This is a genomic window from Nonomuraea sp. NPDC052634 (genome assembly GCF_040678535.1).
Classification (GTDB): Bacteria; Actinomycetota; Actinomycetes; order Streptosporangiales; family Streptosporangiaceae; genus Nonomuraea; species Nonomuraea fastidiosa.
Window position 1 is genome coordinate 1684090 of record NZ_JBFATY010000001.1, and the last position, 13305, is coordinate 1697394.

The 13305-nt window shown below is 71.9% G+C and carries 13 protein-coding genes; 5 read left to right on the plus strand and 8 right to left on the minus strand.

Annotated elements, in window-relative coordinates; translation table 11 throughout:
• Positions 1-597: 597 nt before the first annotated feature.
• The 5 genes from AB0K67_RS07615 to AB0K67_RS07635 all read right to left on the minus strand — a co-directional run bounded on the left by AB0K67_RS07615 (position 598) and on the right by AB0K67_RS07635 (position 5689).
• On the minus strand, positions 598-1416 hold the full coding sequence (locus tag AB0K67_RS07615) for a segregation/condensation protein A (protein WP_364054514.1): 819 nt from the start codon (positions 1414-1416) through the stop codon (positions 598-600).
• Positions 1413-2354 carry a ParA family protein gene (locus tag AB0K67_RS07620; RefSeq protein WP_364054517.1) on the minus strand — a complete coding sequence of 314 codons (942 nt, stop codon included), beginning with the start codon at positions 2352-2354 and terminating at the stop codon, positions 1413-1415. The genes AB0K67_RS07615 and AB0K67_RS07620 overlap by 4 nt, the downstream gene beginning before the upstream one ends.
• A 117-nt stretch (positions 2355-2471) precedes the next feature.
• A complete protein-coding gene (gene xerD, locus AB0K67_RS07625; protein ID WP_364054520.1) occupies positions 2472-3377 on the minus strand; it encodes a site-specific tyrosine recombinase XerD in 906 nt (301 codons plus the stop codon).
• A gap of 15 nt (positions 3378-3392) precedes the next feature.
• Complete coding sequence (locus AB0K67_RS07630; RefSeq protein ID WP_364054523.1) at positions 3393-4025, minus strand: NUDIX hydrolase; 633 nt, start codon at positions 4023-4025, stop codon at positions 3393-3395.
• Complete coding sequence (locus AB0K67_RS07635; RefSeq protein WP_364054526.1) at positions 4022-5689, minus strand: CTP synthase; 1668 nt, start codon at positions 5687-5689, stop codon at positions 4022-4024. The genes AB0K67_RS07630 and AB0K67_RS07635 overlap by 4 nt, the downstream gene beginning before the upstream one ends.
• A 110-nt stretch (positions 5690-5799) precedes the next feature.
• Between AB0K67_RS07635 and AB0K67_RS07640 the strand changes: the two genes are divergently transcribed.
• The 3 genes from AB0K67_RS07640 to AB0K67_RS07650 all read left to right on the plus strand — a co-directional run bounded on the left by AB0K67_RS07640 (position 5800) and on the right by AB0K67_RS07650 (position 8555).
• Entirely contained in the window at positions 5800-6447 is a 648-nt protein-coding gene (locus AB0K67_RS07640) for an acyltransferase (protein ID WP_364054529.1), read from the plus strand.
• A 163-nt stretch (positions 6448-6610) separates the two neighbouring features.
• Positions 6611-7738 carry a nitronate monooxygenase family protein gene (locus tag AB0K67_RS07645; protein ID WP_364054532.1) on the plus strand — a complete coding sequence of 376 codons (1128 nt, stop codon included), beginning with the start codon at positions 6611-6613 and terminating at the stop codon, positions 7736-7738.
• Between the two features lie 211 nt (positions 7739-7949).
• Positions 7950-8555 (plus strand): DUF4126 domain-containing protein, encoded by a 606-nt coding sequence (locus AB0K67_RS07650; RefSeq protein ID WP_364054535.1) that lies wholly within the window; start codon positions 7950-7952, stop codon positions 8553-8555.
• Between the two features lie 72 nt (positions 8556-8627).
• Here the strand turns inward: AB0K67_RS07650 and AB0K67_RS07655 are convergent, their stop codons facing one another.
• Positions 8628-9428, minus strand: coding sequence for an alpha/beta hydrolase (locus AB0K67_RS07655; RefSeq protein WP_364054538.1), 801 nt, complete (start codon positions 9426-9428; stop codon positions 8628-8630).
• 195 nt (positions 9429-9623) lie between these two features.
• Between AB0K67_RS07655 and AB0K67_RS07660 the strand changes: the two genes are divergently transcribed.
• Positions 9624-10229 carry a hypothetical protein gene (locus AB0K67_RS07660; RefSeq protein ID WP_364054541.1) on the plus strand — a complete coding sequence of 202 codons (606 nt, stop codon included), beginning with the start codon at positions 9624-9626 and terminating at the stop codon, positions 10227-10229.
• Positions 10230-10318: 89 nt separating this feature from the next.
• Here the strand turns inward: AB0K67_RS07660 and AB0K67_RS07665 are convergent, their stop codons facing one another.
• Positions 10319-11086, minus strand: a complete 768-nt coding sequence (locus AB0K67_RS07665; RefSeq protein WP_364054544.1) for an alpha/beta hydrolase — start codon at positions 11084-11086, stop codon at positions 10319-10321.
• Positions 11087-11144: 58 nt separating this feature from the next.
• Between AB0K67_RS07665 and AB0K67_RS07670 the strand changes: the two genes are divergently transcribed.
• Positions 11145-11690 carry a PadR family transcriptional regulator gene (locus tag AB0K67_RS07670; RefSeq protein WP_364054547.1) on the plus strand — a complete coding sequence of 182 codons (546 nt, stop codon included), beginning with the start codon at positions 11145-11147 and terminating at the stop codon, positions 11688-11690.
• A 750-nt stretch (positions 11691-12440) separates the two neighbouring features.
• Here AB0K67_RS07670 and AB0K67_RS07675 read toward each other — a convergent pair.
• Positions 12441-13076: a PepSY domain-containing protein gene (locus AB0K67_RS07675; protein WP_364054549.1), complete on the minus strand. Its 636-nt coding sequence runs from the start codon at positions 13074-13076 to the stop codon at positions 12441-12443.
• Between the last annotated feature and the right edge of the window lie 229 nt (positions 13077-13305).

Genomic DNA, 13305 nt, shown 5'->3' on the forward strand with positions numbered 1-13305 from the left:
GTGGCAGGTGATCCAGCCGCCGTGGCAGGTGCTGACGCCGTTGTTGCAGGCTCCGGCGTCGCAGGGACCGTCGGCTCCTCGGGCGCCTTCACGGCGTCGCCCAGCGCCTCCCGGCCTCCGAGGACGGCACTTCCTGCGGCCTCCCGGCCCCCGACGTCGGCGCTTCCTGCGGCCTCATGCGCGCCCTGCCGCGACGCGCCCAGGCCAGGCGCGGGCGGCTCGGCCCCTTGCGTGTCCTCAGCGGGTCGCGGCGCATCCTCCGCCACGGCGGCACCCGCCGCGCGGGTGCCCGCGTCGGCGGCCTCGCCGCGCGCGTCCACGCCGCCAGACCCCGCGTCGCGGGCGTCCGTGTCGGCGGTCTGCCGCGTGTCAGTCTCGCGCGCGCCCGCCTCGCGTGCCTCCGTCTCGTCGGTCTCCGCGACGGCGGGATCCGGGCCCGCCGACGCCGTGTTCTCCGCACCCGTGATGGGCGGGAGGAGGTCGGGGTCCTCGAGGCGGGGGGCGCCCGGCTGGGCCAGGGAGCCCGGGAGGGTCATCCAGGCGGGCAGCGGCGGCTCGGAGTCGGGCGAGCGGCGCGGGCCGGGCAGCCGGTTGTCGTCAGTCATGGGTCGCTTTCTCCGCCGATTCCTCGTAGTCGTCCCCCACCGCGACCTCGCCGTCGTCGGTGCCCGTCCAGGTCACGTGCAGCTCGCCGAGCGGCTCGACCTGCTCGAACGTCACCGCCGACTCGCGGAACAGCTCGAGCACGGCGAGGAAGCGCGCGATGACCTCGAACGTGCCCTGGCAGTCGGCGGTCAGCGCGCGGAACGTGGCCCGCCGCAGCCGGCGCAGGTGGCTCACCAGGATGGCGGCCTGCTCCTTGACGCTGGCGAGCGGCTGGTAGATGTGGCCGGTGCTCACGGTGGGCGGCAGCTTGGGGGTGAACGCCTTGGCCGCGATCTTCGCGAGCTGCTCGGGCCCGATGCCGAGCACCAGCTCGGGCAGCAGGTTGGCGAACTGCGGCTCCATCGGCACCGTACGCGGGTAGCGCAGGGACTCCTCGGCCATCCGCGCGGCGAAGATCTTCGCGACTTCCTTGTACGCCTTGTACTGCAGGAGCCGCGCGAACAGCAGGTCTCTGGCCTCCAGCAGCGCCAGGTCCTCTTCGTCCTCGACCTCGCCGGACGGCAGCAGCCTGGCCGCCTTGAGGTCGAGGAGGGTCGCCGCGACCAGCAGGAAGTGGCTGGTCTGGTCGAGGTCCCACTCCGGCCCACGCGAGCGGATGTAGGCGATGAACTCGTCGGTGACCTTGGAGAGCGAGACCTCGGTGATGTCGAGCTTGTGCTTGGCGATGAGGCCGAGGAGCAGGTCGAAGGGTCCTTCGAAGACGTCCAGGTGGACCTGGAAGCCTTGGGGCTCGGTCTGCTCTTCGGTCACCTGGCCATTGTGGCAGGCGCGCGCCAGCGCGAGAGCACCTCTCGGGCCAGCTCACGGTAGGCGTTTGCGCCGAGCGAGGACGGGTCGAACGTCGTGATCGGCTCGCCTGCCACGGTGGCGTCGGGGAAGCGCACCGTACGGTTGATCACGGTGTGGAACACCTTGTCGCCGAACGCCTCCACGACGCGGGCCAGCACCTCGCGGCCGTGCAGGGTACGGGCGTCGTACATGGTGGCGAGCAGGCCCTCGAGCTCCAGGCCCTCGTTGAGCCGCTCCTGCACCTTGGAGATGGTGTCCATGAGCAGGGCGACACCGCGCAGCGCGAAGAACTCGCACTCCAGCGGCACCATGACGCCGTGGGCGGCGGTGAGGGCGTTGATGGTGAGCAGGCCGAGCGACGGCTGGCAGTCGATGAGGCAGACGTCGTAGTGGGGCAGCAGCGGCTTGATGACCCGGCTCAGCACCTGCTCGCGGGCGACCTCGGTGACGAGCTGCACCTCGGCCGCGGACAGGTCGATGTTGCTCGGCAGCAGGTCGAGGCCCTCGACGCCGGTCTGCAGCAGGACGTCTTCCGCGGTGACCCCGCGCTCCATGAGCAGGTTGTAGACCGTGAGGTCGAGCTGCAGCGGATTGATGCCGAGCCCGACGGAGAGCGCGCCCTGCGGGTCGAAGTCGACCAGCAGGACCTTGAGGCCGTATTCGACGAGCGCGGCGCCGAGGTTGATGGTCGTGGTGGTCTTGCCCACGCCGCCCTTCTGGTTGACCATCGCAACCACGCGCGCCGGGCCGTGCACCGTGGGAGGCACCGGCTCGGGGAACACGGGTCTGGGCCGCTGCGTCGGGCCCAAATTGACGCCGTTGGAGGGCGCGTTGGTCTTGGTGTCGCCCCAGGGGTTGTCGGGGGTCCCCGGGGTCGAACCGTTGGTCGTCACAGTCACCAGCTCGAACCTCCCTGACGATCCCGAACCGGACCGTCCGGACGGACACTATGGCGTCGCCACTTAACGCGGCAAGGCGGCACGCCGTGGGCGGCGCACGTCCCAAAAGACTATAGATCACTGCCGGGCACGCGGATGCGCGGCGGCGTAGACCTCGCGGAGCTTGTCGACCGTGACCAGGGTGTAGACCTGGGTGGTCGTCACCGAGGCGTGGCCGAGCAGCTCCTGCACAACCCTAACGTCCGCCCCGCCGTCCAAAAGGTGAGTTGCAAAGGAATGCCGGAGTACGTGGGGACTTATCCCGTCGAGTCCGGCTCGTTCGGCGGCGGCCTGCAGCACCTCCCAGGCGCCCTGCCGGGTCAGACGGCCGCCGCGGGCGTTGAGGAAGACGGCGGAGGTGCCGCGCCCGTGGGCGAGCAGCCCGGGCCTGGCCCGCACCAGGTACGCGTCCAGCGCGGCGCGCGCGTAGCGGCCGAGCGGCACGATCCGCGTGCGGCCGCCCTTGCCGCGCAGGCGCACCTGGTCGTCCTCGAGGTCGTCCACGGCCAGCCCGACGGCCTCGGAGATGCGCGCGCCGGTGCCGTAGAGCACTTCGAGCAGGGCGCGGTTGCGCAGCGTCAGAGGGGCCCCGTCGGGGCCTGAGGCGGCGATGAGCCGCTCGACCTCGTCCACGCCGATCGCCTTGGGCAGGCGGCGCAGCCGGCGCGGCGGGCGCACCTCATGGGCGGGGTCGTGCGCCGTGACGCCTTCGCGCAGGGCGAAGCGGTGCAGCCCGCGCACGGCGGAGACGGCGCGGGCGGCGGAGCTGGCCACGAGGGCGGGATGCTCGCCGTCGCCCTCGCGCAGCGCGGCGAGGAAGGCCTGGACGTCGGCCTCCCCCACCTCGTCGAGCGCCAGGCGGCCGCGCGCCCGGAGATGCTCGACGTAGCGCTGCAGGTCACGGCGGTAGGACGCGAGCGTGTTGGCAGCCAGACCACGTTCTACCGCGAGATGGGCGAGGTAGCTGGAGAGCACCGCCTCCACGAACAGGTCCTTCCGTCACGCCTCCGGGGCGTCGGCGGGGCGCAACCGGGCGAACCCCTCAGCCGAAGCCGCGTACGCGGCGAGGATACCGGCCACGGCCGTGGAATTGTGGATCATTCCCTGGAGGACCTTCTCGACCGCGTCGGCCAGCGGCACCCATTCGACCGGCATGCCGATCTCCTCGTGCCGCTGGACGAAGTCGTTCTCCTCGTCAGGGATCTTGGTCAGGCCGCGCGCCAGGAACACCCTGACCCGCTCGTCGGTCATGCCGGGCGACGAGCGCAGGTCGGCCAGGGTGTGCCAGGTCTCGGCGCGGTAGCCGGCCTCCTCGGCGAGCTCGCGCGCGGCGGTCTCGACCAGCGGCTCGCCCTCCACGTCGCGGATCCCCGCGGGCAGCTCCCACATCAGGTGGCGGGTGGGGTGGCGGTACTGCCTGATGAGCAGGACGCGGTCGTGCTCATCGAGTGCGAGCGCGGCCACGGCACCCGGGTGGACGACGTAGTCGCGCTCGGCGACCTCGTCGCGGGGCATCCTGACGGTGTCGGTGACGACGTCGATGATGTGGCCCTTGAAGCGATGACGCGTTTCGACGACGTCCCACGACTCGGGCGTGTCGGCGATCAGCGGGCCGTCGGGGCGCCCGCTCACGGGTGCACCTTGGCGCTGCCGACGCGGCTGTCGGCGTAGACGAGCGCGGCGGCGATCAGGCCCTTGAACATCGGGTTGGCCCGGGTCGGCCGCGACTTGAACTCGGGGTGCGCCTGGGTGCCGATGAAGAACGGGTGGACGTCGGTGGGCAGCTCGGTGTACTCGACCAGCCGGCCGTCGGGCGACAGGCCGGAGAAGACCAGGCCGACCTGCTCGAGCCGCTCGCGGTAGGCGTTGTTGACCTCGTAGCGGTGGCGGTGGCGCTCGTCGGCCTTGGCCTTGCCGCCGTACAGCTCCCGGGCCAGCGTGCCCTCGCCGAGCTTGGCGGTGTAGCTGCCGAGCCGCATGGTGCCGCCCATGTCGCGCTCGCCGGCGATGACGTCTTCCTGGTCGGCCATGGTGGAGATGACCGGGTGCTTGGTGTCGGGGTCGAACTCGGAGGAGTTGGCGTTCTCGAGCCCGGCCAGGTTGCGCGCGGCCTCGATGACCATGCCCTGCATGCCGAGGCAGATGCCGAGCAGCGGGATCTTGTTCTCGCGGGCGTGGCGGATGGCGCCGATCTTGCCCTCGATGCCGCGCACGCCGAAGCCTCCGGGGATCAGCACGCCGTCGACGCCGTCGAGCTCGCGCTCTGCGCCCTCGGGGGTCTCGCAGTCGTCGCTCTTGACCCAGCGGATGTTGACGCGGGCGTCGTTGGCGAAGCCGCCGGCGCGCAGCGCCTCGGTGACCGACAGGTACGCGTCCGGCAGGTCGATGTACTTGCCGACCAGCGCGATCGTGACCTCCTTGGCCGGGCGGTGCACCCGGCGCAGGAGCTGCTCCCACTCCGTCCAGTCGACGTCGCGGAAGGGCAGGCCGAGCCGGCGCACGACGTACGCGTCGAGGCCCTCGGCGTGGAGCACCTTCGGGATGTCGTAGATGGAGGCCGCGTCGACGGCGGAGACGACCGCGTCCTCGTCGACGTCGCACATCAGGCTGATCTTGCGCTTGATCGCGGTCTGCACCGGACGGTCGGAGCGCAGCACGATCGCGTCGGGCTGGATGCCGATGCTGCGCAGCGCTGCCACGCTGTGCTGGGTCGGCTTGGTCTTGAGCTCGCCCGACGGCCCGATGTACGGCAGCAGCGACACGTGCAGGAAGAACACGTTGTCGCGGCCCACCTCGTGCCGGATCTGGCGCACGGCCTCGAGGAACGGCTGGGACTCGATGTCGCCGACCGTGCCGCCCACCTCGGTGATGACCACGTCCACGTCAGGACCGGCCATGCCCCGGATGCGGTCCTTGATCTCGTTGGTGATGTGGGGGATGACCTGCACGGTGTCGCCCAGGTATTCGCCCCGCCGCTCCTTGGCGATCACGTTGGAGTAGACCTGGCCGGTGGTGACGTTGGCCGAGCCGTGGAGATCGGTGTCGAGGAAGCGCTCGTAGTGACCGATGTCGAGGTCGGTCTCCGCGCCGTCCTCGGTGACGAACACCTCACCGTGCTGGAACGGGTTCATGGTCCCGGGGTCGACGTTGAGATAAGGGTCGAGCTTCTGCATGGTGACCCTGAGACCGCGCCCCTTGAGAAGGCGACCGAGGCTGGATGCCGTGAGCCCCTTGCCGAGACTGGAGGCGACACCGCCGGTGACGAACAGATGCTTGGTTTGCGATGCGCTGCGCAAAGGGGCTCCCGTGGCTCGAGGTGTGGTCGGAATGTCCACGGGCTCTCAGGATATCAAACAACGCCCTTCACATGCCCGAACGGCTTGACCTAGCGGTAACTTTGGTCCCTATGTCACTCGTTCGGCGGGCTTTGGGGGCGTTGATTCACCGTACGTACGCGGCGATCCGCCATGCCGGAGCGATCACCCCGTCCACGCCATCGGGCTACCGATTCCGGCGTATCGGTGACGGCGTCAGCATCGCCTTCCCCCCTGGCGCGATCTTCGGCGAGGAGTGGATCGAGATCGGCGATCACACGCTCGTCGGTGAGCGGGTGTCGCTGTCGTGCGGCATGGTGCCCGGTCACGACCTCGGCCCCGACTCCATCCTGCGCATCGGCGGCGGCTGCTCGATCGGCCGGGGCTCGCACATCGTCGCGCACCAGTCCATCGACATCGGCGACCACGTCTTCACCGGCCCGTACGTCTACATCACCGACCAGAACCACGTCTACGACGACCCCGACGTGCCGATCGGGCGGCAGTGGCCGCGCAACAGCCCGGTCTCGATCGGCTCGGGCTCCTGGCTGGGCGCGGGCGCGATCATCCTGCCCGGCACCACGCTGGGCCGCCAGTGCGTGGTCGCGGGCGGCGCGGTGGTGCGCGGTGAGTTCCCCGATCACAGCGTGGTCGCCGGGGTGCCGGCCAGGCGGGTCCGCGGCTATTCGCCCGAGCTGGGCTGGCACACGCCCGTCACGCAGGACGCCACCATGCGCTGAGCACCGCAGCGATTCCGGCCTTACGCGCTGAGGCCCGGTCCGCCGTCGCGCCCGTCACTCGCGGTCCCGCACGCCGAACCCCCTGCCCACCGCACCCCAGCCCCGCACGCGACGGCGGTTCCGGGGATGGACCGAACAAGCTTCTGACGGTTAGCGTCGGTGCATGCGGACCGCGATATGTGAGCGTTTAGGGATCGAGTTCCCGTTGTTCGCCTTCAGCCACTGCCGTGACGTGGTGGCGGCCGTCACGAACGCGGGCGGGTTCGGGGTGCTGGGCGCGGTCGCGTACTCTCCCGAGCAGCTCGACACCGAGCTGACGTGGCTGGACGAGCAGGTGGGCGGCCGGCCGTACGGGGTGGACGTGCTCGTCCCCGGCACGATCGACGCCTCGGCCCACGACCGGCGCGCGCACCTCATGGACGCCGTGCCCGACCGGCACCGCGACTTCATCACGCACTTGATGACCAAGTACGGCGTCAGCACGCCCGTCAGGCCGATGGGCGCGACCGCCGACGAGATGGGCAGGCGGGTGACCGCGGCCGGCGCGACGGGACTGATCGACGTGGCGCTCAAGCACCGCATCGGCCTCATCGCCAGCGCCCTGGGGCCGCCGCCGCCCGAGATGGTGACCAGAGCCAGGGAGGCGGGCGTGCCGGTGGCGGCCCTGGTGGGCACCGTCGAGCACGCGCGCAGGCAGATCGCCGCCGGGGCCGACATCATCGTGGCGCAGGGCACGGAGGCGGGCGGCCACACCGGCGACGTCTCCACGATGGTGCTGGTGCCGCAGGTCGTGGACGCGGTCGCGCCCGTTCCCGTGCTGGCCGCGGGCGGCATCGCGTCCGGGCGGCAGATGGCGGCGGCCATGGCGCTCGGCGCGGAGGGCGTGTGGTGCGGCTCGGTCTGGCTGACGACCGAGGAGGCCGAGACGTCGCCCGCGGTCAAGCGGAAGCTGCTCGCGGCCTCGTCGCTGGACACGGTGCGCTCGCGCTCCCGTACGGGAAAGCCCGCCCGCCAGCTCAAGTCCGCCTGGACCGAGGAGTGGGACGGCGCCGAGGAGAGCCCGGGACCGCTGGGCATGCCGCTGCAGCTGCTGCTCGCCGAGGGCGCGATGGCGCGGATCGGCGCGGCGGCGGAGAAGGGCGAGCCCGGCGCGATCGAGCTGGTCAACTACTTCGTCGGGCAGGTCGTCGGCCAGCTCGACCAGGTACGCCCGGCCAGGGACGTGGTGTACGACATGATCAGCGAGTTCGGCGAGGCGGTCGAGCGCCTGGGCAGGCTCACAGCGGAGTGACCGGCTGCCGCCCCGCCACCTCGGCTCCATCCCCGTCGCGGACCGCATCAGGGCGTGCCTGGCCGTCAGGGACGAGGGCACCGTCCCGTGCGACAACGACGCCTGCGCCACAAGATCGCCCGCGCCCGGCCGCTCGACCGGGCGCTGACCGAAGTCACCGACCCCGGTCTTCGGGACCTCATGGACGAGGCCGCCAGGGCAGACTAGGGGGATGCTCGCCGCTCTGACCGGTTTGGGGCTGTCCACGGCGGCCGGCCTCAACGCCTACATCCCCCTCCTCATCGTGGGTGTGCTCGCCAACTTCACCGACGCCGTACGCCTGCCGGACGGCTACTCCTGGCTGTCGAACTGGGGCGTGCTCGCGATCATCGCCGTGCTGCTGATCGCCGAGCTGGTGCTGGACAAGGTGCCCGCGATCGACAGCGTCAACGACACCATCCAGACCGTGATCCGCCCTGCGTCCGGCGGCGTGGTCTTCTCCGCCACCAACGCCGCCGCCGAGTTCGAACGCTCGGCCTGGATGAGCGAGCACCCCTGGGCCGGGTGGCTGATCGGCATCGTGGCGGCGCTGGCCGTACACGCGGTCAAGGCGCTCGTCCGTCCGGTGGTCAACGCGGGCACGGCCGGGTTCGGCGCGCCGGTGCTGAGCACCGCCGAGGACGCGGGCTCCATCGGGATGAGCCTGGTCGCGGTGTTCGCGCCCGTGCTGGTGCTGGTCGCGCTGCTGGTGCTCGCCGTGCTCGCCTTCCTGCTGATCCGGCGGGTACGGCGGGCGCGCGCCCGCAAGAGGGAGGCGCGTACCGGCCCGCCCCTGTGACCCCGCCCGGCCGCGGCTCTCCACCCCGCCCGGCCGCGGCTCTCCACCCCGCCCGGCCCGGCGCGTGGGCGGTCAGAGGCGGCGCAGCCAGCCCTCCACCGCGTGCACGAACGCCTCGGGCCGCTCCTCGTGCAGCCGGTGGCTCGCGCCCTCCCAGCACAGCACCGCCGAGGCCGGGTCCTTGAGCAGCCCGCTCTCCCACTGCGCGCGCCCGGGGTCCGCCCAGATCGACAGCACCGGGCAGCGCCTGCGTGCGAGATAGTCGTCGCTGGCCGGGCGCACCCCGATCGCGTCCCCGCTGACGAACATGGCCTCGAACGCCTGCGCCAGCACGTGCGGCGGCATGCCGTACAGGCGGCGCTTGTGCCAGCGCCGGATGAGGGCGGGGGTGCCGGCGTTCGTGCACCACTCGTCGATGCGCTCGGCGGCCTCGTGCGGGCGCTCGCCGCGCAGGGCCGCGATCATCCCGGGGAAGCCGGCGGCGATCTCGGCGCTCATGCCGTAGCCGGGGTCGAGGGCGACGAGTGCCCGTACGCGCTGGGGATGCTCGACGGCCAGGATCGAGACCACCTGCGCCCCCATGGAGTGGCCGACCGCCACCACCTGCGGGATGCCGAGGCGGCCGAGCATGACCTCAAGGTCCTCGGCCATCGCACGCGGCGTGTTCCCGGTCTCGGGGACCGACGAGTAGCCGTGGCCGCGCAGATCCACCGCGATGACGCGGTGCCCGGCGGACAGCGCGTCGATGTGCCACGACCACTGGTGGGAGTCGGCGCCCCAGCCGTGCACGAGCAGCAGCGGCGGCTCGCCGCCCGCCTCGCCGTCGTCGGTGTAGAAGAGCCGGACGCCCGGCTCGACCTGCGCGTACGGCACCTAGCCTCCGACCCTCCGCAGCAGCGGCGTCTCGCCCGCCGCCCATGCCGGCCCGCCCTTCGCGAGCGTGATCCCTGCCGCCATGTCAGCACAGCGTCCGGGCCCGATCAAGAGCTTGCTCGGGTACGCCGTCACGCGCCCCGCCCCTGAACCGCCCGCGCGCACTATCCTTCAAAGCAGCAGCGCCAACAGGAGGTGGCAACGATCAGCGAGTTCCTCATCGTCGTACTGGTGATCCTGGCGTTCCTCCTGTTCCTCGGCGGCCTCGGCATCTTCCTGATCGTCAAGCTGGCCAAGAAGGCCGCGGTCAAGGCCAAGGAGGCCACCGCCCGCATCACGACCCACGTCAACGCCATGGGCACGGGCGACGCCGCCGAGGTGGAGCGTCTCCGGCTCGACCTGCGCCGCGAGGTCTCGCTCACCCGCCAGGCCGTCGAACAGGCCCAGCGCCAGGGCTGGGGGCTCGGCGAGCTGCCCCGGCTGCTGGCCGACCTCACCGCGCAGGCCGACGTCCACGACCAGCAGCTCGGCATGTACGCGCAGCAGCGCCGCATGTCCCCGTACGTCGATCACGCCACGCTCGACCGCCTGCGCCGGCACCAGGCCACGCTGACCGCCATGTGCGCCCGCATCCGCGCCGACCTGCTGAGCAACCAGGTCCAGCACACCGGGGCCGGCATCGCCGACCTCACCCAGCGCACCGACCTGGAGATCGAGGCCCGCCGCCCCGCCCCCGACCCGCTCGACGAGATCGACGATCTGTATCGCCGCACGATGCAGGAGCGCAAAGACCTCCCCTGACGGGCCGCACCCGAGACCTGCGCACAGGTCCTTGGGCGAGCGCCCGAGACCTGCGCAGAGGCCCCTGGGCGAGCGCCCGAAAAGGATCGTCAGGAGGGCAGCAGGGTCGCGAGAGTACGCGCGAACGCCTCCGGATTGTCGAGCATGATGTTGTGCCCGGACTCCGGGATGCCCAGCACCCGCACCCCGGCCGCCCGCAGCTCCCCGGCCCCGTCCGGCTCGTCACCCTCGGGAAAGAGGAAGGCACGCGGAATGGCGGTCAGCCCGATCAGCAGCTCGCGCATGGTCGGCGTGGTGCCCTGGGCCAGGCTGACCGCCGTACGGTGCAGGCCGCGCAGGTCGGCCAGGCGCATCGTGGACCACCAGTGCGGCCCCACCCGGTCGCGCACCTCCTTCCAGCCGCCCGACACGAACTCCTCCTCGCCGTAGGCGGCGATGCCGCTGGTGCCCGGGCGCGGGGGCGTCACCGGATAGGGGTCGAGGTTGGCGTCCACCAGGATCAGGTCGGCCACCAGGCCGGGATGCCGCGCCGCCGCCACGATGGCGACGGCCCCGCCCATGCTGTGCGCGATCACCGCCGCGCCCGCCACACCCGCCTTGCGCAGCGCCTCGGCGAGCGCGTCGGCGTGGGCCTCCAGCGTGTACGAGAAGTCCTGCGGGCGGTCGCTGATGCCGAACCCGAGCAGGTCGATGAGGAGGGAACGGCGGCGCGGCAGCGCCGGGTGCGCCGCGACCTCCGCGTAGTAGGGGGCCGACGTGGCGCCGAGGCCGTGGACGTACACGCGGGCCGGCTCCCCGCCCGGCAGCTCGACCCAGCGCATGCGGGCGCCGCTGGGATGAACGATGGCATCGTGCATGACAGCCCTCCTCATGTATCGAAGCCAATATATATCGAACCCGATATATAATCGGGGCATGCTGGAGCTGGCCATCCTGGGATTCCTGAGGGATCAGCCGTTGCACGGATACGACCTGCGTACGCGTGTGGCCGCCCTGATGGGCCACGTACGCCCGATCGCCGACGGCACCCTCTACCCCGCGATCAAGCGCCTGGCCGACGCCGGCTGGGTGCTCAGGAAGGACGAGCCCGGCGTGGCCGCGGCGCCCCGCCGCATGCTCTACCTGACGCCGGAGGGGCAGGCCGAGCTCGAACGCCGGCTGCGCGAGCCCGCCGACCTCGACATCAGCGACGAGAACCGGTGGTTCACGCTGCTGGCGTTCCTGAGGCACCTCGGGGAGCCGAAGGAGCAGGCGGCGGTGCTGCGGCGGCGGCTCGCCTTCCTGGAGGAGCCGACCAGCTTCTTCTACGACGGCGACCGGCCGATGGCCGCCGAGGAGTTCCCCGACCCGTTCCGCCAGGGCCTGCTCACCATCGCCCACGCCACCAGCCAAGCCGAACTGGCCTGGCTCCACACCACCCTCGCCGCCCTGGAAACGCCCGGCGAAACCCCGCCCAGCTGAACACGCCAGGACGCCGCGGCCCGCCCGCAGCGGGGACACAGCACAGCCGGTCCCCCGGTCAGCCAGACACGGCGCATCGGCACACGCGTGTTATTCGGCGCACCCGCCGCGAAGCAAGGGGACGGCCTACCGCCGATCGCGCTCCCCAGCCCCAGCCGAACCCCCCGCAAACCGCAGGGCGGGCAGCTACAAGCCGCACAAGCGCGGGGCGCGCCACCGCAAGCCACAACCACAGAGCGACCGGCAACCGCGCGCGACCGCAAGCCGCAGGGTGGGCTACTGCAAGCCGCACAAGGGGCGGGGCGCGCCATCACAGGCAGTACGAGGCGTGGGCCGCACCACCGCAGGCTGCGCAAGGTGCGAGCTGCACCACCGCAGGCCGTGCGGACGCGGGGACGGTCCCCTGCCGACCGCGCGAGGTGCGCCGGACGAGCCGGCGCAAGCCGCGACGGCCGGGCGATCACAAGCCGCGCGAGACGCTAAGGGCGCGCCACCACAAGCCACGACAACGGAGCGACCGCGAGCCGTGCGAGGCACGAAGCCGGCGCTACAAACCGCCTGAAGAGCAGGACAGGCCGCCGCAAGCCGGGAGAGACGGCGGGCGGGCGTATGGCGTGCGAGCACTGAGCCGGCCGTTGCGAGCCAAGTAAGCGGACGGCCACTGGTTGTGCGAGGTGCGGGGGGTGGGCCGCCACCACGCTCGGGGTGGTCGGTGCGCGGCGGCCCGGGAGGGGTTCTCGAAGTGAAGGGTCAGGACGGGGAGGGGCTGGTGCGGATGACGTCGCCGGTGGCGGCGTCGATGGTGACCTCGTGCTTGGCGCCGTCAGTCGTGACGACGTCGGACTCCCATACGGTCTTGTCCCGCTCGTCGTCCAGCGCCAGCTCCGTGATGCGCCCCTCGGGCACCGCGGCGGTGATCTTGTCGGCGGCCTGGGCGTAGTCGAGCTTGGCCGCGGCCACCCGGTCGCGGAGCTCGGCCTTGTCGTCGGCGTCGTCCTGTTCGCTGGTCGGGCCGGTCACGACCTTGCCGCCCTCCACGTCGAGCTGGTACTCCGTGCCGTCTTCGCCGACGACCTGGACCTCCCAGCGGCTGCCGTTCTCCTCGGCCTCCATGGAGATCACCTTGGAGCCGGGTACGGCCGCCAGCGCCGCCTGCCCGGCCTGCTTCAACTCCTCCAGGCTCTGCTGGGCGGAGCCCGGCGTGCCGGGGCTGCCGTCCGGCGTGGCGGTGCCAGGGCTGATCGGCATGTCGGTGCTTTCGGCCGTGGGCGTGCCGAGGGTCGGCGACGACCGTACGGCCAGCCGCTCGGCCTCGCTCGTCACCGCCCCGCAGCCCCCTGCGAGCACCGTGGCGCCGACCAGGGCACCGATGATCGACTTGTTCATACCCTGGACGCTGCCCGCCAGAAGGTAAAGCATTCGCCCAGGTCAGGCCACCGGAACGCGTCTGCCGCTGCGCCCACCCCGCCGCCGGACACGCCCCCGTCGCCGGGAACACCACCCTCACCAGGCACGCCGTCCTCGCCAGCAGCCCTTCGCCAGACACCCCGCTGTCACCGGGCCCGCCGCCATCGCGGGCCCAAGGCCCTCAGGGGCACAGCGCCTTCGCCGGGCA